General features: G+C 55.1%; 28 protein-coding genes. 24 read left to right on the forward strand and 4 right to left on the reverse strand.

Going from position 1 to position 23745, the window contains the following annotated elements:
* Positions 1-1095 precede the first annotated feature (1095 nt).
* The 11 genes from AB3G88_RS17880 to AB3G88_RS17930 all read left to right on the forward strand — a co-directional run bounded on the left by AB3G88_RS17880 (position 1096) and on the right by AB3G88_RS17930 (position 10810).
* Positions 1096-1845 (forward strand): hypothetical protein, encoded by a 750-nt coding sequence (locus tag AB3G88_RS17880; RefSeq protein ID WP_159994876.1) that lies wholly within the window; start codon positions 1096-1098, stop codon positions 1843-1845.
* A gap of 112 nt (positions 1846-1957) precedes the next feature.
* Complete coding sequence (locus tag AB3G88_RS17885; protein WP_029290904.1) at positions 1958-2188, forward strand: AlpA family transcriptional regulator; 231 nt, start codon at positions 1958-1960, stop codon at positions 2186-2188.
* Between the two features lie 4 nt (positions 2189-2192).
* Positions 2193-3035: a ParA family protein gene (locus AB3G88_RS17890; protein WP_480454453.1), complete on the forward strand. Its 843-nt coding sequence runs from the start codon at positions 2193-2195 to the stop codon at positions 3033-3035.
* Between the two features lie 85 nt (positions 3036-3120).
* Entirely contained in the window at positions 3121-3330 is a 210-nt protein-coding gene (locus AB3G88_RS17895) for a hypothetical protein (RefSeq protein ID WP_480450985.1), read from the forward strand.
* 14 nt (positions 3331-3344) lie between these two features.
* Positions 3345-4931 carry a ParB family protein gene (locus tag AB3G88_RS17900; RefSeq protein ID WP_480450987.1) on the forward strand — a complete coding sequence of 529 codons (1587 nt, stop codon included), beginning with the start codon at positions 3345-3347 and terminating at the stop codon, positions 4929-4931.
* Complete coding sequence (locus tag AB3G88_RS17905; protein WP_153474633.1) at positions 4928-5476, forward strand: DUF2857 domain-containing protein; 549 nt, start codon at positions 4928-4930, stop codon at positions 5474-5476. The genes AB3G88_RS17900 and AB3G88_RS17905 overlap by 4 nt, the downstream gene beginning before the upstream one ends.
* A complete protein-coding gene (locus AB3G88_RS17910) occupies positions 5473-6660 on the forward strand; it encodes an STY4528 family pathogenicity island replication protein (RefSeq protein WP_480450989.1) in 1188 nt (395 codons plus the stop codon). Before AB3G88_RS17905 ends, AB3G88_RS17910 begins: the two co-directional genes overlap by 4 nt.
* 221 nt (positions 6661-6881) lie before the next feature.
* Positions 6882-7637, forward strand: coding sequence for a PFL_4669 family integrating conjugative element protein (locus AB3G88_RS17915; protein WP_480450991.1), 756 nt, complete (start codon positions 6882-6884; stop codon positions 7635-7637).
* Complete coding sequence (locus tag AB3G88_RS17920) at positions 7634-8152, forward strand: DUF3158 family protein (protein WP_480450993.1); 519 nt, start codon at positions 7634-7636, stop codon at positions 8150-8152. Before AB3G88_RS17915 ends, AB3G88_RS17920 begins: the two co-directional genes overlap by 4 nt.
* Positions 8149-8604 (forward strand): single-stranded DNA-binding protein, encoded by a 456-nt coding sequence (locus AB3G88_RS17925; protein ID WP_153474636.1) that lies wholly within the window; start codon positions 8149-8151, stop codon positions 8602-8604. Before AB3G88_RS17920 ends, AB3G88_RS17925 begins: the two co-directional genes overlap by 4 nt.
* Positions 8605-8830: 226 nt before the next feature.
* Complete coding sequence (locus tag AB3G88_RS17930) at positions 8831-10810, forward strand: DNA topoisomerase III (RefSeq protein ID WP_480450995.1); 1980 nt, start codon at positions 8831-8833, stop codon at positions 10808-10810.
* A gap of 30 nt (positions 10811-10840) precedes the next feature.
* On the opposite strand, the gene AB3G88_RS17935 is transcribed toward AB3G88_RS17930, so the two are convergent.
* Positions 10841-11098 carry a hypothetical protein gene (locus AB3G88_RS17935; protein ID WP_480450997.1) on the reverse strand — a complete coding sequence of 86 codons (258 nt, stop codon included), beginning with the start codon at positions 11096-11098 and terminating at the stop codon, positions 10841-10843.
* A 208-nt stretch (positions 11099-11306) separates the two neighbouring features.
* Between AB3G88_RS17935 and AB3G88_RS17940 the strand changes: the two genes are divergently transcribed.
* The 13 genes from AB3G88_RS17940 (at position 11307) to AB3G88_RS18000 (ending at position 21992) form a co-directional block, all read left to right on the forward strand.
* Complete coding sequence (locus tag AB3G88_RS17940) at positions 11307-11648, forward strand: helix-turn-helix domain-containing protein (RefSeq protein ID WP_003235829.1); 342 nt, start codon at positions 11307-11309, stop codon at positions 11646-11648.
* A gap of 907 nt (positions 11649-12555) precedes the next feature.
* Positions 12556-13137 carry an STY4534 family ICE replication protein gene (locus AB3G88_RS17945; protein WP_153474638.1) on the forward strand — a complete coding sequence of 194 codons (582 nt, stop codon included), beginning with the start codon at positions 12556-12558 and terminating at the stop codon, positions 13135-13137.
* Positions 13138-13208: 71 nt separating this feature from the next.
* The gene (locus tag AB3G88_RS17950; RefSeq protein WP_153474639.1) at positions 13209-13466 is read left to right on the forward strand and encodes a hypothetical protein; all 258 of its coding nucleotides are present in this window, start codon (positions 13209-13211) and stop codon (positions 13464-13466) included.
* 99 nt (positions 13467-13565) lie between these two features.
* Positions 13566-14060 carry a RadC family protein gene (gene radC / locus AB3G88_RS17955; protein WP_153474640.1) on the forward strand — a complete coding sequence of 165 codons (495 nt, stop codon included), beginning with the start codon at positions 13566-13568 and terminating at the stop codon, positions 14058-14060.
* Positions 14061-14112: 52 nt separating this feature from the next.
* On the forward strand, positions 14113-14862 hold the full coding sequence (locus tag AB3G88_RS17960) for a DUF5983 family protein (protein WP_153474641.1): 750 nt from the start codon (positions 14113-14115) through the stop codon (positions 14860-14862).
* A gap of 93 nt (positions 14863-14955) precedes the next feature.
* Complete coding sequence (pilL2, locus tag AB3G88_RS17965; RefSeq protein ID WP_153474642.1) at positions 14956-15498, forward strand: PFGI-1 class ICE element type IV pilus protein PilL2; 543 nt, start codon at positions 14956-14958, stop codon at positions 15496-15498.
* Complete coding sequence (locus AB3G88_RS17970) at positions 15495-16166, forward strand: chemotaxis protein (protein WP_153474643.1); 672 nt, start codon at positions 15495-15497, stop codon at positions 16164-16166. The genes pilL2 and AB3G88_RS17970 overlap by 4 nt, the downstream gene beginning before the upstream one ends.
* Before the next feature lie 9 nt (positions 16167-16175).
* Positions 16176-16895: a TIGR03759 family integrating conjugative element protein gene (locus tag AB3G88_RS17975; RefSeq protein ID WP_153474644.1), complete on the forward strand. Its 720-nt coding sequence runs from the start codon at positions 16176-16178 to the stop codon at positions 16893-16895.
* Positions 16877-17425 (forward strand): lysozyme family protein, encoded by a 549-nt coding sequence (locus AB3G88_RS17980; protein ID WP_153474645.1) that lies wholly within the window; start codon positions 16877-16879, stop codon positions 17423-17425. Before AB3G88_RS17975 ends, AB3G88_RS17980 begins: the two co-directional genes overlap by 19 nt.
* Complete coding sequence (locus AB3G88_RS17985; protein WP_153474646.1) at positions 17422-17937, forward strand: integrating conjugative element protein; 516 nt, start codon at positions 17422-17424, stop codon at positions 17935-17937. Before AB3G88_RS17980 ends, AB3G88_RS17985 begins: the two co-directional genes overlap by 4 nt.
* Positions 17938-17946: 9 nt before the next feature.
* The gene (gene traD, locus AB3G88_RS17990) at positions 17947-20052 is read left to right on the forward strand and encodes a type IV conjugative transfer system coupling protein TraD (RefSeq protein WP_480451003.1); all 2106 of its coding nucleotides are present in this window, start codon (positions 17947-17949) and stop codon (positions 20050-20052) included.
* A gap of 89 nt (positions 20053-20141) precedes the next feature.
* The gene (locus AB3G88_RS17995) at positions 20142-20873 is read left to right on the forward strand and encodes a TIGR03747 family integrating conjugative element membrane protein (protein ID WP_153474648.1); all 732 of its coding nucleotides are present in this window, start codon (positions 20142-20144) and stop codon (positions 20871-20873) included.
* A gap of 138 nt (positions 20874-21011) precedes the next feature.
* Positions 21012-21992, forward strand: coding sequence for an integrase domain-containing protein (locus tag AB3G88_RS18000; protein WP_153474649.1), 981 nt, complete (start codon positions 21012-21014; stop codon positions 21990-21992).
* A gap of 671 nt (positions 21993-22663) precedes the next feature.
* On the opposite strand, the gene AB3G88_RS18005 is transcribed toward AB3G88_RS18000, so the two are convergent.
* The 3 genes from AB3G88_RS18005 to AB3G88_RS18015 all read right to left on the reverse strand — a co-directional run bounded on the left by AB3G88_RS18005 (position 22664) and on the right by AB3G88_RS18015 (position 23701).
* The gene (locus AB3G88_RS18005; protein ID WP_480451005.1) at positions 22664-22963 is read right to left on the reverse strand and encodes a hypothetical protein; all 300 of its coding nucleotides are present in this window, start codon (positions 22961-22963) and stop codon (positions 22664-22666) included.
* 111 nt (positions 22964-23074) lie between these two features.
* Positions 23075-23449: a hypothetical protein gene (locus tag AB3G88_RS18010; RefSeq protein WP_153474651.1), complete on the reverse strand. Its 375-nt coding sequence runs from the start codon at positions 23447-23449 to the stop codon at positions 23075-23077.
* Between the two features lie 51 nt (positions 23450-23500).
* Positions 23501-23701, reverse strand: a complete 201-nt coding sequence (locus AB3G88_RS18015; RefSeq protein ID WP_153474652.1) for a hypothetical protein — start codon at positions 23699-23701, stop codon at positions 23501-23503.
* Positions 23702-23745 lie beyond the last annotated feature (44 nt).

A 23745-nucleotide genomic window follows, 5' to 3' on the forward strand; every position in this document is an offset into this window, starting at 1 on the left:
GCGAATTCTTGAATCCAAACAAAGAAACTTGATTCTTCTAATACCCGAAGAAGAAAGACGCTCTATCTTTCCAGTAGCCTCACGCACCAGTGTCGATAGGTCTCGCTCACTGTTACGGTACTTAGAAGTTCTCACTGAGATTAAACCACGAATTTTTCCGTCTACGAAAAAGAGAACTGCCAAGCCAAAGCCTCCCAATACGTGCCCCTATCAACAGGAGCCCAACCTCTTCCATTCCAGATTTTCTTTTGCAACTACGAAGAAGTAAATGCTGTATCAATTATCCTTTCAAGATTTAGAGACGCGACCACGCGTAGAACGCAGAAGGCTAATACAGTTTTGCCCGCAGCACCGGCCTACAGGGAACATTTACGTTCATCTGAAGTTTGTACTGAATAGGCCTCCAGACTTTTATCACGCCCAGCAATTCGGCCTTTCTTATTACTCTCGCCGTATGAAAGTAGCGAACCAGTGAGAGTCAAGTTTTCTCGTCCCAAATGTAAAAATATTCAGTCTCCAATCCCGCCGCCTTTGATCTGATCCGCCGTCAGTCATGCAAGAAATATTAGCCGTTGGATGACTCCTTAAAAGGTTTCCTCACTATTAGGTTTCTCGATCGGCGTAGTATACGCCGATAACATTTCCCTAATACCCGCCAAATACTTTGGCACCTGCAGCCTCGCCAAACGAGGAAAAGGTTTGTATATCAAACTCTTCCGGCGTCAGGCTGTTATTAGCGGCTGAGCGAAAACGGACGCAGTAAGACCGTTATGACGATTGATAACTGCTCTAGGTGTTCAACTGCTTCAACTCACTTTCAGAGCATGAAAATATAGGTTGATCGCTTGACAACAGAGAAATTATCAACTACGTAAGAGCCTCCAAAGGTCAATCAGCAAAAAAATTGGCGGAAATCATCAACTTTTTGTCATTTTTTTTCAGCCGATCTGAATTAAGCTCGCGCAGCAGTTAAAGCCGTTGGTTCCATCAAAGCTCGTTTGGATGCCCCCTAAATTTAGTAAGCCTAAATTTTTCAAGAAAACACTCAAAAATAAACTCTTCAGGAGCAACGGATTTCAAGGAGGAGAAACTGTTATGTACGCAACTCGAAGCTGCCATCCCAACGCGAAGATTTTTTATCGGCCCATTGATGCGGCCTTACGTTGGTGTAACTTAATGGCCTTCGAGAGGGAAATTCTTGAGGCAGGGCGGCATTGCACCACCATGCTCAAAATCGCCTTCCCACAGTGGCCATGTTTGCATGCAAATACCGAAAAAATTTTGGATGGGATTCAACATGGAGAACTCGCCTACGGTTGCTTCGGCGTGCCAGTCGCAACTGGAACACCCATTGACTGCAACCAAATAACCGTGCGCCATACTGATCTTAGGTTCTGGATGTCGCGATACTATCCTGACCAGCGACCGGCGTTTCTTTTTGAAGGCTCACTCAAGCAGCAGAATACTATAAGTATAGGTGCATATTTAACCTTACAATGTGATCGGGACGCCTTGCAACTACAGTTAAAAAATATAGAAACAGCCTATCAGCAACTGTTAAATGAACTTGAAAGTATCGGATTGGAAAAGGAGAACATACATCACCTGCTCAAGACCAATAGTAAGGTTAGCGACCGGAGCGAAACCGCGTACCTCCACATCATCGGTGCAATGGTCAGCCTTTTCCTAGATCACTCCCCCTCGGGAAAACCTCATTCAGTTTTCAGATCCCAAGCTGCCATTGTCGACGCGCTGACCGCTCACCATAAAAACCTGTCTGGCATTTCTAAGCGCACCTTGGATGAAAAATTCGCTGCTGCCAAACGAAGTCTCTCGAAGCGCTGAGTCCCATTGCACCGCAATCATCCCAATTGCAGTGCAATGACTCTCTACCGTTTCTGCTATTCAATTCAGGTCACTTCCCACTACGCGCCAATCGACGCCAGGAGTGACCATCATGTCCAATCAGCTTTCACCTATTGCAGACTTGCTCCAACCGCCGCTCGAACGTCACATCATGCGGCGTGAGGAGGTGGAGCGTAAAACCGGCTTCAAGCGCGCGCACATCTACAACTTGATGAAGGAAGGTAAATTCCCTCAAGCCAAACGCATTGGGCTGCGCGCAGTTGGCTGGGACTCGCTGGAGATCGAGCAATGGATCAATGAACGTTTGGCGCAGCAGGCCTGATGCCATGCGCGTGGTATCAGTGGTGTCCACCAAAGGTGGCGTAGGCAAAACCACAGTAGCCGCCAATCTCGGCGGTCTGCTGGCGGATGCTGGTCTACGTGTTCTACTGCTCGATCTGGATAGCCAACCCACCCTCTCCAGCTATTACGCCTTGAGCCAGAAAGCTGTTGCTGGCGCTCACGAGCTCATTGCACTCAAGTTAACAACGCCTGCACAGATTATTTCCAGGACCGTGATTGCAGGGCTCGACCTCATCATCTCCAACGACGCTCAGGGCCAGTTGAGTACATTACTGCTGCACGCCCCTGACGGGAGATTACGGCTGCGCAATTTGCTCGACGATTTTCGCCCCCGTTATGACCTGCTTTTGATCGACACCCAAGGCGCACGTAGCGTGCTAGTAGAGATGGCCATCCTCGCCTGCGATATCGCCCTCTCCCCCATCTCACCGGAAATGCTAGCCGCCCGCGAACTACGCCGCGGCACTTTGAGGCTGTTCAGTGATCTCGAATCATTTCGTCACCTGGGTATTACGCCGCCACCGTTGCGACTGCTGCTGAACCAGGTAAATAGCATCCGAGTAGACACGCGAATGATCATCCGAAGCCTGCGCGAGACCTTCGCTGGGGCTACCAACATCTCGGTTCTAGAAACCATAGTTCCAGACCGAGTGGCGTATCTCAATGCCGCCTCCCTCGGCCTACCAGTCCACCGAATCGAGACGCGCCGGTCACGCGAACGACGCTCGCCACCAGCATTGGAAACTATGCAAGCGCTGGCCATTGAGTTGTTTCCGGAATGGCGCGAGGCGATATCTACGGTGAACAGATGCGCGGATGTTCAATGAGACAAATCACCCAACTGGCATTTCTCACCCCGTCATTGAGTTTGATCGACCTTGAGACCAACCATGTTTGGCTAGGAGTCTTCTGATGTTGGATCAACTGCCCATCATCGTTCCACCCTCCATTCAACCCCACCACCGACCTTGTGAGGAGTACTGCACTGTGGTCTTTCGCCTGCAGGGTGGGCGTTCGGCCATGAACTGGTTCCTCGCAGAACTTTCCCGACACTTCGAAGGTTCAGGGACTGCCGAGATCGTCAAGTTCGAGGTCGGTGATCATTTGCACAACCGCTGTTAACTGAGGTTATTCAGATGAAAAAGCTCAGTCAGGAGGAAGTCACCGACAAGCTGCATCAGGACCATTTTCCTCGAGCTTCAGAACTGGAGCGGCTGTCCGATCCACTTGCTGACACGCCTATGTTGGTGACGCTGGAGCAGTTGCGGCCGTACGAACACAACCCGCGCTTCATCCGTAATCCTCTATACGACGATATCAAAGCTTCGATCCGTGAACGCGGGCTGGATCAGCCGCCACCGATTACCCGCCGCCCAGGTGAAACCTCTTTCATCATCCGCAACGGCGGTAATACGCGTTTGGCGATTCTCGGCGAGCTGTGGCAGGAAACTCGCGACGAGCGTTTCTTTCGGATTCACTGCCTGTTCCGACCTTGGAGCAATGAAACCAACGCCCTACTCGGCCATCTGGCGGAGAGCGACCTGCACGGCCAACTCACGTTCATCGAAAGGGCATTGGCAGTAGCCAAACTCAAAACCATGCTTGAGTCGGATGGCACACAGCTCTCACAACGGGAGCTGGCTCGACGTCTTGCCGCTGGAGGCTATCCGGTTTCGCAGTCGCATATCAGCCGGATGCTGGACACCCTCGAACACTTACTACCCGCCATTCCACAAACTCTGTATGCCGGCTTGGGTAAGCCTCAGATAGAGCGCCTGATCGGCCTACGGAGTCAGGCTGAGCGAACCTGGAACCGTTATCCAACCGCCACAGTCGCGTTTGCAGAGTTCTGGCTGGAGACCATAGGCTACTTCGATGGCGATCCTGAATCCTTTGATCTTGAGCAGATCCAGGACGAATTGCTCGAACGCATGAGCCACTTGCTCGGACAGTCCTCCCGTATGCTGGCCCTGGAGCTGAGCGATACCCAACGGGTCGTCTCCACGCCTGGGGCTGTCACAAGCACGCCCTCAGAGAACGTCTATCCGCCAAGCGTACATGAAGCCGCGGCAGAACCGCCCTCCTCCGACGCTGGAACCAAATCAACCGAGGCCGAGAGCAGGATAGAGCCCGTTTCAGAAGAACTGCTCGCAGAACCTGAAACAAATGCTTTACCAGTGGTCAGTCCTCGATCACGCGTTCAACAGATTCGTGAGCAAATCGATCGCGAGATAGCCACCGAAACGACGTCCCCAGTCGAAACCTGTCCTATCGACGATCTTTGGATCATCACACCACCGCTGGATACCCCCGAACAACTGCGTTTAGCCATTGCCGGACTGGCTCGTGAAATGGCGGCCTATGCCGGAGATGCCGAGGGCATTATTGATCAAAAGCTTGGCTTGGGCTTCACCCTGGACATTGAGCGACTTGATCTTTCAGCGCCTCGCTCGACCGGCGTTCACCTAATGCTCCTTGCCCTGTTACGCGCTCAAGACGAGGTGAACTGGGAGGATCGCAAGCAAATACCCTCCGCACTGTTCGGGCAGCTGTTGTTGGGGGTCTATCAACTTCCTCTACCAGATCAACCGGTCACGGACGTCGGGCTGGAGCGTCTGCCTGACAGCCTGCTAATCAAACTGTTTCGCCTGATCCGCCTGGCCCGGCGACTAATCGACTTAACGCTCACCTCTGAAGACGACTCACCGAAGGAGCTGAGATGAACCTATCCTTCAATATGCTTAATCAAGCCATGCTGACCCAGGTACTACACGAGCTGCGCCTGGGCAACCTGCAACGCTGCAAGGCACTTGGACTGAGTGAAGATGACATCTTCTTGCTGCAATCCTTACCGCCTACCACACTATCGCGCCTGGCCCATGCCACTGTCCCTTGGCTTGAGGTCAAGATTGACTCGCCGGTGCTGCATCGATTGATCGAACAGGCTGACCGCGATGAACAGAACGAACGGTTGATCAACCGAGCGCTCAAGCTCGGCGCCAGCAGCACCATCATGTACCAGTGCTTTGGCTTGGCGCATTCGGAAACCGCCATGCGCCGGCGACTGCTCAAGTTAGAAACCCGCAAAGGCCGCCCTCAGCACTTGAGCGAGGCGCAGGAACATGCGTTATGGCAGCGTTGGTGCCAACTACGAACAGAAGACGGGACCGAGGACAAACTCGACGCCATGATGATGCTTGCCGAAGAGCAGCAGATCAGCTTGACCATCGTATGGCAGCAGATCGACCAGCACAGCAACAAAACATGAATGCTGTTGCTTCCAGTCGCTGGCAACGTGTCCTGCAGCAATGCACACAGAAACTGCATGAGCGCTGGCCCGCACGCCCTACCACTGAACAGCCCTCCAACCAGGCTCTACAGGCTGGCTTTCTGTTTAGTGGCCAATCACACGAAGTCGTGCCACGTCGGCTGCTGTTGGATAATCGGCTGACGCCATTGGAGCGAAATGCTTGGCAGGTATTTCGACTCATGCTGCAAGGTCAGGGCGTGGTCACGCCGCGCTATGAGGATTTGCAGCCTTACCTCTCAAGCGTGCCCTACGGTGCGTCAGCCTCGCGTGAAACCATTGCTCGCGTGTTGACGATGCTCAGGCTCACTCGTTGGCTCAGTTTGGTTAGCCGAGGGCGCGATCAAATCAGCGGGCGGCTACAAGGTTCTTTGTACGTTCTGCACGATGAGCCGTTAACGCCCGCCGAAGCCATGGAGCTCGATCAAGATTACCTAGAACTGGTCGGACATGCCCTCAGCCATGCGACAAAGGCCGTGCGTATTGTCGCTCAGCACATTGTGGAGGAAGTCCGACAAGACACGAATATCGATCGGAGTCGGTTACCGACGCGGCTTGACAGTTGGGGCGAACAGTGGGCGCAGCAAGGCTTGGATCAGCCACCCGGTGATGCATTTCACGATTCCGAACGTGGGGAAAATCACCGCGTTCGGAATCGTGCAGGCCCTCGTTCGGATTCCGAATCAGGCTTGAACCTTAACGTTTCCAGCACCGTTCGGAATCCGAACGCCGCCTGTACTGTATTAAAAGAAAGTAAATGTACAGTACCGCGCGCGACCTCTACTGTGGATAACCTGCACTGGCCCACTTCGCTGCACCTGAGCCCAAGCGAACATCAGGCCGTCGCCGTGGCGCTGAACAAGCTCAACCCAGCGGATCAGCAGGCGGTGCTTAACGAAGCGGGGGCACGCTGTGCGGCCGGTGGTATACGCAAGCCAGCTGCCTATCTGATGGGCTTGGCCCAACGTGCGCTGAAGGGCGACTTTCGTCCTTGGGCAAGTCAGGCCGAACCATCACCCATCGCAGAACCGCCCCCAACCGCCCCCTCGCGGCCATCTCGAAAAAAGGGCGAGACTGCATCAGCCCTCGCCCAAGCGTGCCTAAATGAGCTGCGCCAACTGCGTGGAGGCAGTGGACGTCAGTAGATTTGATGCCAGTGGCATCAAATCCATAGCGTTCCAATCTACGAAAATATCGGACAGAACCATGGAGCGTTTAGGGAAACGCCTGGGCGTAGTGCCAATAAACGTAGACGTCAGGCATTTGCCCTCTCTCACCAAACCGAATAGACCGCATTCAGCTTTTTGGCTGTCCTTGACCCTCATCTGTCGCAACGTCCCGTCCAAGCCAATGCGAGGACAACACCATGGCCGATCACTATCAACTCAATCTGGGTTCATTGCGCAGCAGCATCACCCTGACCCTGCATACCCACCATGCAGCCCGTATCTGGCAAGGTCGAGCCGCACGCGAAGGCGTCCACTCGATCATGGGCATGGCCGGCTACATCAGTGTCACCAACCTGATCAAACAAGCCGCGGCCCAGGACGATCCCTATGCCGATTGGGCCATAGTGCAGCTCGAAGAAAAACTGATGCAGGCAAAGGCTGGGATGGGAGAACTGACCCAACAGCTGGACAGGATCAGACAGGACCTGCCAACACAAATCGACATGGGGGACAACCTCAACATCCACCCCGTTACTTTGCCGTTGTATATCGGCAGCCAACTGGGTTTTCTGGCGGTTTACCTACTGACCGACTACGACACGCTAGTCCGCCATACCCTCTTAGCCCATCACACGGCTTTGATCGGCCGAAGAGACATGGAAGCCTGGATCGACGACGGTGCCCACCTGTTACGCAGCCTGTTCGGTCAGGCGCAACGTTATCGACATGCCGGCGTTACACGCGATGATATGGCCGCAAATAATGCCCGTGCCCTGGCGGCCGTGGAGAAGTATGGATTGCCCCCGATGGACATCCTTGAGGGTCATCGCCGCTCTCAGTTTGCGCCGCCGATCATTCGCCGTGGTGCTGTAGCAGTGGATGACTCCGACGCGTTGGCAGAGGACGTGGATGGTCCGTCTGCGAGCGTGGATGAGCCGGAGGCTGACGCATGAATCCCATGATCCCTATTCAACCAATACCCTTCGAAGCGTTGACACCGGATGCCTATCGGCAGCTCGAACACGCTGCCTCCCTAAAAGGCCTTTTAAAACCTTTTAAGGGTAAGGGGGAGTTGGAGCACCTGGCGCAGGTGGCGAGGGAAATCGAGGCGCAGTTATGTCGCCTGATGGAGGCTGTCGTGCAGCAGGCCGGGCAGCCGCCGTACTCGCTATTGAAGATACGATTGGTGCTGCAGAAGACCAGCGCGGGCAGCACCTTTTTGCGTTGGCGCACCCGTGATTTTTCTCGCATGGGTGTGGTGGTTTGGGAACGTCAGATCTCCAACAAAGCATTGCCGCAGATCGTACGAAAGGAATTGCACCGTTTCGAATGCGCGCGTATCGCACTAAACCTTCAGATGAGTGTGGTGCATTCGCTCTACCGCCAGGCTACGACCTGCGCGATCAAAATGGCCAGTGCCGAACAGTTGCTGCGCCAGTTCACACCCGCAGTGGAGAAAACACGATGAGTACTTTTTTCGTCGGCGAAGGCAATATCGGCAGTGCGCCAGAGTTCCAGGAGTTCGCCTCAGGCAATGACGAGCCACGGCGTTTGCTACGGCTGAATGTGTACTTCGACAACCCCATCCCACGCGAGGGCAGCTATGAGGATCGGGGCGGCTATTGGGCGCCGGTTGAGCTCTGGCACCGTGAGGCTGAACACTGGAGCACGCTGTACCAGAAAGGCATGCGCGTACTGGTCGAAGGTCGTACGGTGCGCGATGAGTGGGAGGACAGCGAAGACAATGCGCGGGTGACCTTCAAGATCGAGGCCCGTCGAGTCGGCATCCTGCCTCACCGGGTGCACAGCGTGGTGATGCGGGAACGCTCCAGTGAACCGACGGCCGCTCAAAATACTGAGCAGGCCAACTCGCCGACGTCGAAACCCAAGAAACACAGAGGGCAATCACCTAAGGCCTGAACGACTTCAGGCATAAAAATTGCGCCTCTGCGCGAAGTTCCAGGCCTGTCATTGCTCGCTGCTCATGAAGTCCCCCACCCATTTACAAACGCTCCAAAGGTAGCAGCTTCAGCCAACTCAAAGCCGCCCTCACCGACTAATATGAGGAACCTGCCATTCGGGTTTCTCATATCTCGCCCCTGCTACTTCGAACAACGCTGCTCCGAACTCAATCCGGAGTAGTTATATGCGCCTCTTTCTCTGCGAAAAACCTTCCCAGGGTCGTGACATCGCCAAGGTTCTCGGAGCCACTCGGCGTGGCGATGGTTGCCTGATCGGCCCCGAGACAACTGTCACATGGTGTATCGGCCACCTACTGGAGACGGCCCCGCCTGAAGCCTACGGCACTCAGTACAAGAACTGGTCGTTGGATCATCTACCGATCATTCCGGCGCAGTGGCAAGTGGAGGTCAAACCCAAGACTGCCGCGCAGTTCAAAATCATCAAACGCCTGCTCAGCGAAGCCACCTCCGTTGTCATCGCAACCGACGCCGACCGCGAAGGTGAGATGATTGCCCGCGAATTATTGGAGCTCTGCCAGTACCAAGGCACTGTTCAGCGCCTCTGGCTGTCCGCACTCAACGAAGCATCGATTCGCAGGGCACTGACCTCGCTGAAGTCTGGTCAGGAGACCTTCCCGCTCTATCACTCGGCCCTCGCCCGCAGCCGTGCCGACTGGCTGATCGGCATGAACCTCAGTCGTTTGTTTACCCTTCTTGGTCGGCGGGCAGGCTACGACGGCGTTTTGTCAGTGGGGCGCGTCCAGACACCCACCTTACGTCTGGTGGTCGATCGGGATCGTGCGATTGCCGGCTTCCTCCCGGTGCCTTACTGGAACATTGAGGTACACCTATCGTCGATGGGCCAGCGATTCATCGCGTCGTGGTTACCGCCATGCTCAGGACGGGACGAGTCGGGGCGTTGCCTACAACAACTGCTTGCCCATCACGCGGTCCAAACAATCACCGACGAGAAGTCCGCCACGGTACTCTCGTTACATACTGAGCATTTCCGAGAACCGCCGCCCCTGCCCTACGACCTAAGCACGTTGCAGGAAGTCTGCTCGCGTAAGCTGGGGCTCGGCGTCCAGGAAACCCTGAACATCGCCCAAGCCCTGTATGAAACCCACAAAGCCACCACCTACCCGCGCAGCGATTGCCGCTATTTGCCAGAGAATATGTTCAACGAGGCTCCCGCGGTACTCGACGCCCTGCTCAAAACGGATCCGGCACTCAGACCTGCATTCGAGGACCTCGATCAATCATTGCGCTCCCGCGCATGGAACAATGCCAAGGTCACTGCGCACCACGGCATCATCCCCACCACCGAACCGGCATACCTGGTGCGGATGTCCGAACAAGAACGCCATGTCTACGAACTGATCCGTAGCCACTACCTAGCGCAGTTTCTTCCGCATCATGAGTTTGATCGGACCCAGGTCGAACTGGCGTGTGGCGAAGAACGATTGACCGCTGTGGGCAAACTGATCTTGGTCCAGGGCTGGAAAAGCTCGCTCTCCGAAAACACCGAGGAGGATGAGCCCAGTCACAAATCCCAAGTCTTACCCATCTTGCAACAGGGCACGCAATGCGCAGTGGACAATGTCGAACTCAAATCCATGCGAACTGCCGCTCCTAAACCTCTCACCGAGGGTGATCTGATCAAGGCGATGAAAAACGTCGCCAAGCTTGTCAATGACCCACGCTTGAAACAGAAACTTCGGGACACCACCGGTATCGGTACTGAAGCCACGCGAGCCGGCATTATCAAAGGGTTGATTGATCGCGGTTATTTACTGAAGAAAAAACGCGCGTTAATAGCTACGGCGGCGGCCCATACCCTGATCGAGGCGGTACCCGCTGCAGTTGCGGATCCTGGCATGACCGCGATCTGGGAGCAGGCGCTTGACGAAATCGAAGCGGGACGCCTGACCTTGGAGGCGTTCGTCGCAAAGCAGGCGAACTGGATTGCTAAGTTGGTCGAACACTATGGAGAGCTCAACTTGTCGATACCGGTCGAAGCCGGCCCGGCCTGCCCCATTTGCAATGCCTCAATGATCAAGCGGAAGGGCAAATCTGGGCCGTTCTGGTCATGCTCGCAGTATCCGAACTGCAAGGGCACTACGCAGTTCAGAAAAGAGACGCGCCGCGCTAGACAGTTCGATTGAGATCAACATGAAGTTAGGGTGGTGCACAGCTCAGTGCATCATCAGCGGCGCCTGATCCCGCTCCAAGTCGATCAAAGGTTGTCCGACTTCACGGGCCAAAGCGATGCCTGTCGAAATCCATATCTGCCCCAGTTCGTTGAAGGCTTTTAGGTGGGCAGGATCTTCGTTGAGCCAATGAACAAGGCGTTCGAAGTATTCGGGGTTATCCGGGCAGTCATGAATCTTGATGAACAGCTCCAGTGTTTGACCCCAAATCAGATCCATGTCGTCCTTGCTCTCATCTTCCATGCTCAACCATCCCTCAACATGGTCCTTTCAGACCGTCGCTCTTACTAACCAATCTGGACTCTGCTCCCTGAAGGGACAGAAACCACGTCGCGATACTCAGTTGTTTCAGTCACTATAACAACCTATTGAGTTGATACTCAACCTTTAAGGATGTTCATGTCAACGGGTCTTTGCTCAACCATTCGGGTTGAACTGGAGAACTCATCACTTGGCACATAAACATCCAACCCAAGCCCAAATCGGGCGCATGATCGCGAAGCACCGCAGCGAGCGTAATCTGACCCAGGAAGAGGTGGCTGAACGTTTAGGGATCGGTAGCGAAGCCATCTCGCGCCTGGAGCGGGGTGTAGTGGAGCTTTCAGTGGTCAAGCTGATGCAACTGGCTGATATTTTCGATTGCCGGATGGACGAACTCCTGACGGCATCGAGTAATCGCCCCAATGACCAGGGTCAGATGATCGCGGGTCTGCTGAGTGGACTGAAAGAAAGCGACCGTGCCTTTATCTTGGCAACCGTCGAACAATTGGCCGCACATCTCGGCAGCAAGTAACCTCTTTCATCGTGTTCAACGTAGCGTCTTATGAAGGGGGCCTGAAGGCTTGACGTCGTATTGACGTATTTGCTGTAGTAGCTTCGGATAACCGCCAACGGCGACCCAAGACCGATTAGCTCCGGGCAGTTCGGTCAAACTCTTCGAGTTCGGAGCCTCCTCTTCTGCGGAATTTAATTCCCGTTTTTTTGCTCGACCTGATTTTGGTGGCGGATGACCACTGTTGCCTCTACCCGGCAATAGCGGTCATCCGCTTCGGCGATCGTATTCAGTCCCGGAGCCCACCGGGGAAACACAGGGCACCCTTTGTGCGCGGATGCGTGCCAGCATATTCCGACCCAGGCCACGACAAGGGTCGGTTGGCGAATCATTGCGCAGTTCAACCAAGTTTTGCGAGGAGCTTGTCGACTGTGTAAGACCGTCAAAGGTGGTTTTTCTCTTCCTCGCCTGGCACACCACCAGGCCCACTTTTCTTTTTTTCATTTTCTTAATTCCAGTAACTACCACCGTATTCCGGCCTAAAAAAATCGGGTTGTAGCGTCTTGACGCTCCCCTGTGACAGGCTTATACAGAGGGCGTGGTTTGCTGTCGTTGACAGCCCAGGTAGCCAAAACCTTCAAGGCTACGCCACGTTCGTGGTGGTTTACCCAAGTGCGATCAGCGTTCGGAAGCTCGCGCGGTTGCCGCTTAAGCGGTGATGAATGCCGACTACTCCATGCCTGCGGGTTACCACTGCAGACGCTCCTCTGCTGCACAGCTACTCACCCAGAAGCTTCATTCTGATGGTCATCGGCTTGCCGGTGGCGAGTCGTTCATCGCTCGACTTCACCTTACCCACCCTGACGGGGGCTCACCTTCCCGTCAGGGGCTGTGCGTCGCCGTTTTCCCTTGAAACAGGAGAATCACCATGGCCTACGCCAACCAATCCCAAGAAGCGACCTCTTACTTCAACCTGCACACCGCCGGTATCGGCTACCTCAACCGTGTTCGTGAAGTACAGGTCCGCCGCGGTCAGCCATTCATGGCCTGCGATATAGCAGCCTTGCATGGCGCCTCCGATGCAGTGGAGTACACCCGCTTTGATTGCAAAGTCGCTGGTGGCGAAGCTGACCGCTTGATTCGTCTCTATATGGACGCCGTCAGAGCCGAGAAAAAGGTCTTGCTGTCGTTCCGTATTGGTGACCTGTGGATCGATCCATTTCTCTATGAGAAAGGCGATAAACAAGGCCAACCTGGCGCCAGCCTGAAAGGTCGTTTGCTGTTCATCGACTGGATCAAGGTCAATGGCAAGTTCGAATACAAAGCGCCCGCCAGGCAGGAAGCAACAGCACCTGCTGAGCCAGCGCCGATCAATGAACCCTCTCCAACGTCGGCTGATGCCGAAGTTGAGGACACCGACACCCCTACAGAGTCCAGGATTGAACCTGAATCTCCAACCACTCCCCGCACGGTCCGCCGTGTCGCCACACGTGCTGTTCAGCCCGCCTGAACAATCCATGATGTTTTACATCAAGGCGCTCAATCGAGCGCCTTTTCTTCAACCAGCACAGGAGACCCAATATGGAATCCTTCTGGCTTTGCGACGACTGCCTGTTCGGTGCGGCTTACGAGGACTACAGCACGTTATCGCTGTATTACTCGCCGGATGAAATCGAACAACGTATCGCCGCGATACACCGTAGGCTGGTTCGCTTATTGCCCATCAGTGCCGACTTCGATCCCGAAACCGGCTGGGGAATAAGATCCTTTTCTCCATTGCCTTGCGACGGTTGTGGTTCACCTCTACACGGTCAACGCCACCGATACACTCGGCTGTAAACCCTACATCAACTGCAAACGCCTGCAAATCTACACCCACCCTGGGGATACCACTCCCTCGGGCGTGTACCCCTGATTATTCCCTTCGGAGGTAGCGCCATGAGCACCCCACTCACACTGATTGAGACCTCGGATTTCGAGTCTGATCGTATCGCCCTGGAAAACCAGTTGATCGACGAAGCGCTGCACATTCTGGATCGTCGGCTCTTCACCCGAGGCCCGAACCTGACGTCACCTGAAACCGTAGCGGCTTACTTAAAACTGCGTCTTGCGCACCAAGACCATGAAGTCTTTGGTGTGATTTTTTTTGACGCCCAGCACCGGGTGCTGGCGTTCGAGATTCTCTTTTACGGCAGCATTGGTGGCGCCAGCGTTTACCCCCGCCAAGTCGTTAAGCGTTCCCTTGCGCATAACGCTGCGGCCGCCATTTTCGTTCACAACCACCCCTCAGGGTGTACCGAACCCAGCCAGGCGGATCGCGTCTTGACCGCTCGGTTGAAGGAGGCCTTGGCCTTGATCGAAGTGCGCGTACTGGATCACTTCATCGTGGGTGAAGGTCGCCCGCTCTCCCTTGCCGAATACGGCTGGCTTTAAACCTCACAGGCGCCTACGGGCGCCTTGTTTATTTCAATTCTGGAGAACCCTTATGAACCAAACCCTAGCCCTACTCCCAGCTTCAAACCCATTCGCTCGCGGTTATGACAACTTGCATATCGAACGGCTGCTACTGATCACCTACGAAAATAACTACCCTCCCTGCTTTCGCCCCCTGCACGATTCACAGGTCCATCTGCCCGACGATGAACTGCTGCTGTTCCCCTGCATCTTCAATGAAGATTTCGCCTTGATCAACGAAGGTCAACCCGTTCCGGATGAGTTGAATGAATGCTGTCAGTCCACCGGACTGGTGCGCCAAGTGATCTATGCCGTGATGGGCGAAATGCTCAACGAGCGGCATCATGTCGGCGATCTGTACTCCCTGGAAGATGCACAAGCCGTGATCCGTCGCTTGAGCTTCGAGACGGGACACTACAGTCGAACCTGGGAGATCAGCACCGCACACCTCACTGAAGAAGCATTGCGCTACTTGGAACACCGGGCGGGCTATTTCGACTCTAGCCCAACCGGGCTGCTGTTCGAACCCTTTGTCCTGAAGGGCTGCAATGGCATCGGATGTAAGCTGATCGGCACGCCCTGGACAGACGATAACCTGGTAAAAATCGAGGGCTGTTCTTACTCATCGCTGAGGCAAGAGCAACTCGATGCTGGTACGCCGGCAGCCTTGGTCAACGTACTGTATATGGCGGCATTGGCGGACGTGCGATTGTTGATCTTCGACCCCGACGCTGCCGTCTTGGATGGACTAGCTATCTATGATGCAGAGCAAAGTATTTAGCGTTAACACGACCTGCCATAAATCGGATTTCTCACTGAATCGCTCCTTCACCTCATGTCAGGTTCTGTACTGAATCTGACATGAGGTTTTTTCATGGAGCGTTTTTTTACGCCTGTCTGCCTGCTGGTTTTTTTGAGTGCCTGCAGCGCGCAAATTCCCACCCCATTGCCGACTAATCCAAAGATCGACAGTGGCTCCAATCGGACCCAATTATCAAGGAGCCCGGCCGAAGCAAACCATCCGGCGGAGATCCGTTATGGTCGCTATACCCTGGTGAGTACAGAGCCCACTACGGAGCAACGTGATCTTCTCGCTCAAATAATTGATCTGAGCATACCGTCCAACCTTAATCCCTCGGTACAGGAGGCGATGCACTACGTGTTGCAGCGCTCGGGTTATTCACTCTGCCCTACCACCGAACCAGTAAAGACACTTTTCACTCGGCCTCTGCCCGCTGCCCATTACCGGCTCGGCCCGATTGCGTTACGCAGCGCACTACAGGTACTGGCGGGCTCCGCCTGGCAACTCACGACCGATGAGGTCAGCCGTTCGGTCTGCTTCGAACAGCAGAAAGCTGATGTCGGCATCGCGCGGGCTACACCAGACTCGTCCCATCAGGCGGAGGCACGTCCATGAAAGCCTCAACGTTTCAAACCATAATTGTTGGCTTACTTTGCCTGGCAGTCGCCGGGCTGAGCGGCGGTTTGTATAACCAATATCAGCGCATGGCCGAGCTACAGAGTACGAACACACAGGGCCTACAAACTTTGGACACCTTGCAACGTGATTTAAGCGCGCTCAAGGACGCACAGGAGAAACTACAGTACTCGCTGAAAGACCTGAAACAAATGGTCGATACCGGTGAGCAACAGGCCAATACCCTCGATCCGATGTTGGATCAATGGGCACAAGAAATACAGGAGATGCGCGACGGTCTGGCAGACCGCGCCACCGTGGAAGATCTGACAGCTCTACGCGGACGCTTTGAGCACGTCGAACAGCAGCTCCTTGAGCTCAAGACTCAGCCATCCCTCCTACAGCCAACCCCTTCCGCGAACAAGCCGAAAAAGACGGCGCCCCCAAAACCCGTCCCGCTATCGCCACCGTTCTCGGTGCTGGGTGTCGAGTCCCGCGGGGGTGAGCGCTTTTTGGCAGTCGCACCTCATGACAGTAGCTCTCTCATGGATGTTCGGCTGCTGCATGCCGACGAACAGTTTGGAGCCTGGCACCTGAAAGTGCTTGAGCCGCACTCAGCCATCTTCTCGGTGGCCGCTCAGCCAGACCAGACCGTGCAACTCCCTTGAGAAGCGATCATGAACAGAGCGCAACTACTCCCCTTCGTTTGTCTCGCGTCGCTACTGGCCATAGGCGCTGCGATGGGCACCCCTGCCACGACAAGGTCACGGATCCAGGACACACAATCTACTCCGCTGGGACGCTCGCACTCTGAACAGGCTGCAAGCTGGGGTCTGACGGAGCAGGAGTGGACGCGCTTCGAACAGATCCAAGCCGGCCCACGTGGTTTCTGGAGCCCGAACCTCGATCCCTTGACCGCCCTAGGGGTTGAGGCCCAGACCGACCAAGAGCGCCAGCGCTATGCTGAATTACAGGTAGCGCTGGAAGCCAAACGCGCCGAGCGTGAATTGGCCTACCAAAACGCTTACACCGCGGCCTGGACCAAGCTGTTTCCTGGGCAGCTACCGATCCAGGGCATGGCATCTTCTTCCCCTACCAGCTCATCAGTCGCCCCGCGCACAGCCCTGTTTGTAGAGGACCACTGCACTGCATGCACCACTGAAGCACAACGTTTGCAGAACAGTGACACGGCGTTCGATATCTACCTGGTGGGCAGCCAAGGCGAGGATGAACGCGTCCGCAGTTGGGCTCGGCAAGCGGACATTGATCCGGCCAAGGTTCAACGCCGGCAGATCACCCTGAACCATGACCGTGGTCGATGGTTCAGCCTGGGGGCTCCGGGGCCATTGCCCGCCACATTTCAACAGGTGAATGGACAATGGCAACGTCTCGATTGATTGCTATTGCGCTCCTGCTGACGGTGCACACGGTTCGGGCTAACGAACTTCCGCCTCCGGCTTATCAACTGGCGGCGCATGACGCCAACATCCCTTCTACGGTGTTGTTCGCGATTGCCTTACAGGAGAGCGGTATTCGCGTCCGTGGTCGACTGCTGCCGTGGCCTTGGACCCTGAATATCGCCGGAACACCCTACCGTTTCGCCACTCGCCAGGCCGCATGTCACGCCTTGCTCCAGGCGCTCACACAATATGACGCTAAACGGGTCGACGCCGGACTTGGGCAAACCAACCTGGGTTATCACGGACAACGTTTTTCCAGTCCCTGCGAAGCTCTCGAACCCTACCTCAATCTAGCTGTGACTGCCGCCCTGCTGCAAGAGCATCACGCCGTCACCGGTGACTGGGTTTCAGCCGCAGGGCGTTATCACCGCCCTGCGGGAGGTTTACCCGCCGCGCGCTACCGCGATGGATTCTCCCGTCACCTCGCACGGCTACAGGCTTCCGCTGAACAAGGCACACCACCATGAAACGAATTCCTATTGCCTATTACTTCTTCCTGCTCTTGGCTGCTTTCGCCCAGTCGAAGCAATCCGTTGCAGAGGACCAGTTTGGCGGCTTCACCCATCCCCATCTTCAAGTTACCAGGCCGCCCATAAACAACAATATCCAACCTGGTCGCGCCATGCATGCGGACTTGTCCACGTTTGCCGATGAAACCTGGATATTACCCGTTCACAGCTCCCACTTGAGCCCCGGCCAAATCAAGTCTCGCGCCTTAAACATGCCGGGATTACGGCCATTTTTCCTGGTGGGTGAGGATACCCACTCACTGGCTTGGTTGCGTCAACGCGCGACTGAATTGCAGGAAATGGGCGCGGCTGGTCTAGCGGTTGAAGTAACCGATGCCGAAGCTTTGATCCGGATTCGAGCAGCCGCCCCAGGCATCACCATCCTGCCGGTCAACGGTAACGACATCGCCACCCGCTTGAAGATCGAGCACTACCCCGTCTTGATCACCGCCACCTCATTGGAACAATGAGTCCAGGTCATGGCCGAACATGCGATGGAGTCCAAGCTCCGGCCGGCGGTGGAGTTGTACACAGTAGCGATCTGCATCGCCGCCGCGGTGTTGTGCGTGTACTCGCCCTGGGCTGTGGCCCTGTCACCCGAAATCGGGCTGGTTGCGGCGCTGGCCTATACCCTATTCGGCCTGATACGCCTGCGACAAGCCTGGGAGGTGTTGCGCTATCGGCGCAATATCCGTCGGCTATCCTGCTACGAGCTGACCAGTCGGCAGATTCCGGTCAGTTGTAAGCGTCTGTTTATGGGGCGCGGGTTTCGCTGGACCCGCCTGCATACCCAGCGCTTGGTCGAGGCTCAGGACCCAGCGGTCGCCCATTATGTCGACCAACCGACACGCTATCGCATGGCCCGTGGTCTCGAACGGTCCCTTGAGCATGCACCGTTTCCGCTCTCGATATTGGCCCGTGTCACTGCCTGGGACAGTGCCTTCAATCCGTTGCGCCCTTTACCACCGGTAGGAGGCTCGCCACTGCTGCATGGGGTCGAGCCCGATGAAACGGAAGTCAGTCTGCCTCCGGGCGAACGGGTCGGTCACACCCTAGTGCTGGGCACGACCCGCGTCGGCAAGACTCGACTCGCCGAGGTGTACATCACCCAGGACATTCACCGCATTGAACATGAGGTAGTGATTGTCTTCGACCCGAAGGGCGATGCCGACTTGCTCAAGCGCATGTACGTCGAAGCCAAACGCGCCGGTCGGGAGAAAGTGTTTTATGTCTTTCATCTGGGCTGGCCAGAAATCTCCGCCCGCTACAACGCGGTGGGACGTTTCGGACGTATTTCTGAGGTGGCATCTCGCATTGCTGGGCAGCTCAGTGGAGAAGGTAACTCCGCGGCCTTCCGTGAGTTCGCATGGCGTTTCGTCAACATCATTGCCCGGGCTTTGATCGAATTGGGCCGGCGTCCGGACTACCTGCAGATCCAGCGGCATGTGGTCAACATCGATGCGCTGTTCATCGAATACGCCCAGCATTTTTTCGCCAAGACCGACCCGAAGGCGTGGGAAGTGATCGTCCAGCTCGAAGGCAAGCTCACCGAGAAGAACATTCCCCGGCATATGATAGGACGCGAAAAGCGGGTGGTGGCCATCGAGCAATACCTGGCGGTGAAGCGTGTATTTGATCCGGTAATGGACGGACTGCGTTCAGCGGTGCGCTACGACCGCACTTACTTCGACAAAATCGTGGCCTCGCTACTGCCGCTGCTGGAGAAACTCACCACCGGCAAGACCGCTCAGTTACTGGCTCCTAACTACACCGATCTGGATGACCCGCGGCCGATCTTCGACTGGATGCAGATCATCCGAAAACGCGGCATCGTCTACGTTGGCCTGGATGCGCTGACTGATGCCGAAGTGGCCGCCGCCGTGGGCAATTCAATGTTCGCCGACTTGGTCTCGGTCGCGGGACATATCTACAAACATGGCATTGACCATGGCCTGCCGCAATCGAGCAGCAGTAATGACAAGCTACCGATCAACCTACACGCTGACGAGTTCAACGAGTTGATGGGTGATGAGTTCATTCCGCTGATCAACAAGGGTGGCGGTGCCGGTATCCAGGTAACCGCCTACACCCAGACCCTCAGCGATATCGAAGCGCGCATTGGTAATCGCGCGAAGGCCGGCCAGGTCATTGGTAATTTCAATACCTTGCAGATGCTCCGTGTACGCGAGACCGCCACCGCTGAGCTGCTCACCCAACAGTTACCCAAGGTCAACGTGTTGACCAAGACCCTGGTGTCGGGTGCCACCGACACCTCCGATCCTGAGGCCAATACCGACTTCACCTCGTCCTCACAGGACCGTGTCAGCAGCACCAGCGTGCCGTTAATCGAGCCTGCTCACATCGTCAGTTTGCCCAAGGGACAAATGTTTTCCTTCCAGGCCGGTGGCCAGCTCTGGAAAGTCCGCATGCCGTTACCAAAACCCTCAAATGACGACGCCATGCCCAAGGACCTGCAGGAACTCACCCAGCGAATGCGGGCTACCTACAACGCGCAGGCGGGCCAATGGTGGACTGCCAGTGGGGGCGGCCCAACAACAAACTTCGACCTGGATCAGGTGGGGTAGCCCGGCCCGCCACAGGTTTCGATTCAAAAAGCACGTATTCGGCAGACGCCGCGGCGGCATCAATTCAACAGTGCGCAATGGAGTAAACCATGGCGACTTCCTTACAGAACACGCCACCACAACCGATCCAGCGCCCGGGATTAATCGCCTCGGTGATTGGCTTAGTTTTACGCATTATCGGTTTGCTGATCGCCTCGTGGCTGTTCTCGATCCTGATCGAGTTCGCCGGTCTACTGCTGTTCTGGGGCGATCACGGTTGGCGACACAGCCAGGCAATGTTGAATAGCGAATTGGGATGGCTCAGCGAGCACTTCAAAATTTCACTCATCCTCCAAAAACCTGGGCAAACGATTGGCCGGTGGCTGGATTTCCTCAATCAGTGGCTGCTGGTCAAGACAGGTTTTGCGGATTTTGCACAGCAGGCGCGGGTGTCGAGCCAGGGCAAGGGTTTCTGGGGCTGGATTAATCAACTGTATGTGAGTATTGAGGACTTTGTGCTGGCGGCGGTGTATGTCAGTTTCACCTTTGTGGTGCGCTTGACCATTTTGGCCTTGGCGACTCCTCTGTTTCTGCTGGCCATGCTCACCGGTTTTATCGATGGCCTGATGCGCCGCGACCTACGAAAATTTGGAGCCGGGCGCGAAAGCAGTTTTGTCTATCATCGGGCCAAGCGAGCGGTCATCCCACTACTGATCGTGCCCTGGATCCTTTACCTGTCTCTACCCTTTTCGCTCAATCCCATGGTTATTTTTTTTCCTTTCGCCGTGATGCTCGGGGTGACCATGGGCATCACAGCGGCGACATTCAAAAAATATCTCTGAGTACGACACGAATTCTTATCTGTGGAAGTGTTCAGGAGGTCAGCTAATGAGGTTCTCAAGGTCCCGATCGTAAGGTACCGCCAGTCCCGCGTTAGTGGACAACCTTCATAGGTGTTTGGCTTCGAGAGGAGTTTGATCATGGCATTGGTTGGTAGACGAGATGGGCGCAATTTTGGCTATGGCCGACAACTGAGTTATGCCGGACCGCAAGCCTTGCGCGATCTTTTTGGTGGTGGGCGTTATGCCACGGTCAAGGCGCACAGTGACCGCTGGCAGGCGTTTGTCCGCTGGTGTCGTTCGGAGGATGGGCCGGGGTTTAACGATGCGAGACAGATAGATCGGCAAACCTTGCTGGACTACGCAGGGCATCTACGCCAACTAGTTGAACAAGGCGCTATCGGCATCGCCACCGCGCAAAACCGGTTGTCCAGCGTGAACCGGTCTATGGCGGCGCTTCGCGGCGATCAGTCTGTGGCCGTGCCGAGCCCGAGTAAGGCCTTGGGAATGCGGCGCACCAGTGTTCGTCGCTCGGTGCCGCAAGGCCAAGACCATGAGCACGTGAAGCGAATCGTCGACGTGCTCTGCGAACACCAAATGCCGCGCGCGGCAGCCATCGTTCAGTTGGCCCGAGCCACCGGCATGCGCTTGCGCGAGGCCATTTTGGCCGACCTACCGCGCCTAAAACATGAGACCGAACACTATGGCAAAATCAACATCCGAGATGGCATCCAAGGTGGCCACTCACGTGCATCGGCGCTTCGTTGGATTACGGTAAATGATCCTATTCGTGACGCGCTGAAATTTGCCGAACAGGTTTCGCCCAACGGTAGCCGCAATCTGCTTGCGCCGAACGAAAGCTATGTCGATTTACAACGGCAAATCGTCCGCCCCGCACGAGAGATCCTCCATTCGCACAACCTCAAAGGCTTCCACGAGCTTCGGGCCGCCTATGCGTGCGAACGCTATGAGCAGATCACTCATCATCTCGCGCCCATCAGCGGTGGCCGTTGCTACCAACTCGACCGATGCCTAGATCAGGATGCCCGAATGCAAATCAGCTACGAGTTGGGACTCGGCCGTATCGACCTGTTATCGACTTACATTGGTGGTCAAACATGAGTAAGCCATTCGATACGGAGCCGTTGCTACTGGTCGCAAACGTAATTCCGACATGATCGGATCAGCCGTGACGTGTGAATTGTGCTGGTGGATCCTTGGGAATGGCATGGTCTTTTCCTATCACTCCACGCCGGTAGGGATTGCTTTCCTCGAAAGTATGGATGGGGCCAGCTAGCTCGACTGACTGACTCCACCTCGAGCCCTCATCTGGAGGAGCGCGTCGTTGCTTGGAACGATCACTTATCTGCCCGATGAGTGTTACTCATGCCAAGGAAGCGTCTTAGATGGACCGTAAATATGCCCATTGTCAATCCAAAACCTACCGCTGTGCTGTGGACCGTATATGTAATCACCATCAATCCAGTATTTCCCACTATTTTTTGGACCGTATATGTAACCGCCGTCGATCCAATATTTTCCTGACTCTACGGGACCATAAACATAACCGCCGTCAATCCAATATCCTGTATACATTTACAGACTCCGTTTCCGTGAATTCGTAAGTCGTTGAAAAATCTTGTGACCTTGCTCATTCCCGCTGCGATTGACAGAGGTGTTTCCTATCAAGTACCGCTTATGGTTTCCAGCTTCCCGCCCACTTCAATGACAATGCCGCGCCCTTGGATCGTTCAAAATAGGCGTCTCGGCCATGCCCAGGAGCATGATCACGCTTAAGCACAATCACTCAACTCTTTTACCTTGCTTACAAACGCAGCGACCGTTCGCTCTAGGGCCCCTTCTTTCAACGCAGCAGTTTTGAAGTTTTCGAACACACCGTCTTCAGCCCATTTGTCCTGAATAACTTGGTGGTCGAGCCCCGGCTGCTTGAACACATAGTTATTGAGCACCATGAGAGGCACCTTCGCCATGACGAATTTCGTTACCGCAGGGTTTTTCAGCTGCCTAAGTATCCCATTCAGAATTTCGGTGATTTCATCAAACCGGCCTTCTGTTGTCAGGGCATCGACCATCTTCAAAATTGGCTAAGAGGGTTTCTGCCCATCCCAACCGGCTAGTGATTCAGCTATCACGTCCAAAAACGATTTCATCGCACAGCTCCAATCCAAAAATGAGAAATGGCTTCAGTTCCAATGCTCAACGTTGACCACCTTCAGCTCAATTTTGACAATCGAAGGGTCGTACTTCAGATGTTGATCCAGGGAGAATGAGTAGCTGCCCGGTGGAATATTTCGAATGCTTGCAGGCCAGAATTCGTCCACTGTAACAGCGGCTCCATCCTGGTCTAAGCCAATAATCTGCATCTGAACCCCTACCGCTTCCGAACATTTATTTTCAATCATGGCTGCGCCTTGCAGGACAATACAATCCTCGGCACTGCATCTGGACACGAACTTTGTCTTTACCGACGTTAGCGTGATATCAGACAAAGAACAGGCAGCATTTGAAAAGCTCGAAATGCCCATCAGGGCAAGCGCAGCGATCAATTTTTTACTCATGAATATCCTTATTTGCAGGTCGGGCTCATCGGGCGCCAGGTTTTTTCCCTACTAGCTAGTCGTCGCGGTGTGGGCCGCTTCGGAGGCCGCGACCGCCTCGTTCAGAAGCATCAGCAGCATCGCGCGCTCGCGTCCATGATCGTCTTTCAAATGCTTTGCCTTAACCGCATCGTCCTCCTGCAAAAAGGCCATGTGCAGAGCGTTTACCCGCTCCAGGGTCGACAACAGCATCGGTGGTAATTCGACCAACATATAATGAGGCTCCTTCAACCATGACACTCAAACGTGCAAAAGAG

This window comes from Pseudomonas arvensis (assembly GCF_056688935.1).

Coding starts and splice junctions, on each gene's coding strand:
- AB3G88_RS17880 (WP_159994876.1), top strand. CDS start 1,096: ATGTACGCAACTCGAAGCTGCCATCCCAACGCGAAGATTTTTTATCGG.
- AB3G88_RS17885 (WP_029290904.1), top strand. CDS start 1,958: ATGTCCAATCAGCTTTCACCTATTGCAGACTTGCTCCAACCGCCGCTC.
- AB3G88_RS17890 (WP_480454453.1), top strand. CDS start 2,193: ATGCGCGTGGTATCAGTGGTGTCCACCAAAGGTGGCGTAGGCAAAACC.
- AB3G88_RS17895 (WP_480450985.1), top strand. CDS start 3,121: ATGTTGGATCAACTGCCCATCATCGTTCCACCCTCCATTCAACCCCAC.
- AB3G88_RS17900 (WP_480450987.1), top strand. CDS start 3,345: ATGAAAAAGCTCAGTCAGGAGGAAGTCACCGACAAGCTGCATCAGGAC.
- AB3G88_RS17905 (WP_153474633.1), top strand. CDS start 4,928: ATGAACCTATCCTTCAATATGCTTAATCAAGCCATGCTGACCCAGGTA.
- AB3G88_RS17910 (WP_480450989.1), top strand. CDS start 5,473: ATGAATGCTGTTGCTTCCAGTCGCTGGCAACGTGTCCTGCAGCAATGC.
- AB3G88_RS17915 (WP_480450991.1), top strand. CDS start 6,882: ATGGCCGATCACTATCAACTCAATCTGGGTTCATTGCGCAGCAGCATC.
- AB3G88_RS17920 (WP_480450993.1), top strand. CDS start 7,634: ATGAATCCCATGATCCCTATTCAACCAATACCCTTCGAAGCGTTGACA.
- AB3G88_RS17925 (WP_153474636.1), top strand. CDS start 8,149: ATGAGTACTTTTTTCGTCGGCGAAGGCAATATCGGCAGTGCGCCAGAG.
- AB3G88_RS17930 (WP_480450995.1), top strand. CDS start 8,831: ATGCGCCTCTTTCTCTGCGAAAAACCTTCCCAGGGTCGTGACATCGCC.
- AB3G88_RS17935 (WP_480450997.1), bottom strand. CDS start 11,098: ATGGAAGATGAGAGCAAGGACGACATGGATCTGATTTGGGGTCAAACA.
- AB3G88_RS17945 (WP_153474638.1), top strand. CDS start 12,556: ATGGCCTACGCCAACCAATCCCAAGAAGCGACCTCTTACTTCAACCTG.
- AB3G88_RS17950 (WP_153474639.1), top strand. CDS start 13,209: ATGGAATCCTTCTGGCTTTGCGACGACTGCCTGTTCGGTGCGGCTTAC.
- radC (WP_153474640.1), top strand. CDS start 13,566: ATGAGCACCCCACTCACACTGATTGAGACCTCGGATTTCGAGTCTGAT.
- AB3G88_RS17960 (WP_153474641.1), top strand. CDS start 14,113: ATGAACCAAACCCTAGCCCTACTCCCAGCTTCAAACCCATTCGCTCGC.
- pilL2 (WP_153474642.1), top strand. CDS start 14,956: ATGGAGCGTTTTTTTACGCCTGTCTGCCTGCTGGTTTTTTTGAGTGCC.
- AB3G88_RS17970 (WP_153474643.1), top strand. CDS start 15,495: ATGAAAGCCTCAACGTTTCAAACCATAATTGTTGGCTTACTTTGCCTG.
- AB3G88_RS17975 (WP_153474644.1), top strand. CDS start 16,176: ATGAACAGAGCGCAACTACTCCCCTTCGTTTGTCTCGCGTCGCTACTG.
- AB3G88_RS17980 (WP_153474645.1), top strand. CDS start 16,877: ATGGCAACGTCTCGATTGATTGCTATTGCGCTCCTGCTGACGGTGCAC.
- AB3G88_RS17985 (WP_153474646.1), top strand. CDS start 17,422: ATGAAACGAATTCCTATTGCCTATTACTTCTTCCTGCTCTTGGCTGCT.
- traD (WP_480451003.1), top strand. CDS start 17,947: ATGGCCGAACATGCGATGGAGTCCAAGCTCCGGCCGGCGGTGGAGTTG.
- AB3G88_RS17995 (WP_153474648.1), top strand. CDS start 20,142: ATGGCGACTTCCTTACAGAACACGCCACCACAACCGATCCAGCGCCCG.
- AB3G88_RS18000 (WP_153474649.1), top strand. CDS start 21,012: ATGGCATTGGTTGGTAGACGAGATGGGCGCAATTTTGGCTATGGCCGA.
- AB3G88_RS18005 (WP_480451005.1), bottom strand. CDS start 22,963: ATGGTCGATGCCCTGACAACAGAAGGCCGGTTTGATGAAATCACCGAA.
- AB3G88_RS18010 (WP_153474651.1), bottom strand. CDS start 23,449: ATGAGTAAAAAATTGATCGCTGCGCTTGCCCTGATGGGCATTTCGAGC.
- AB3G88_RS18015 (WP_153474652.1), bottom strand. CDS start 23,701: ATGTTGGTCGAATTACCACCGATGCTGTTGTCGACCCTGGAGCGGGTA.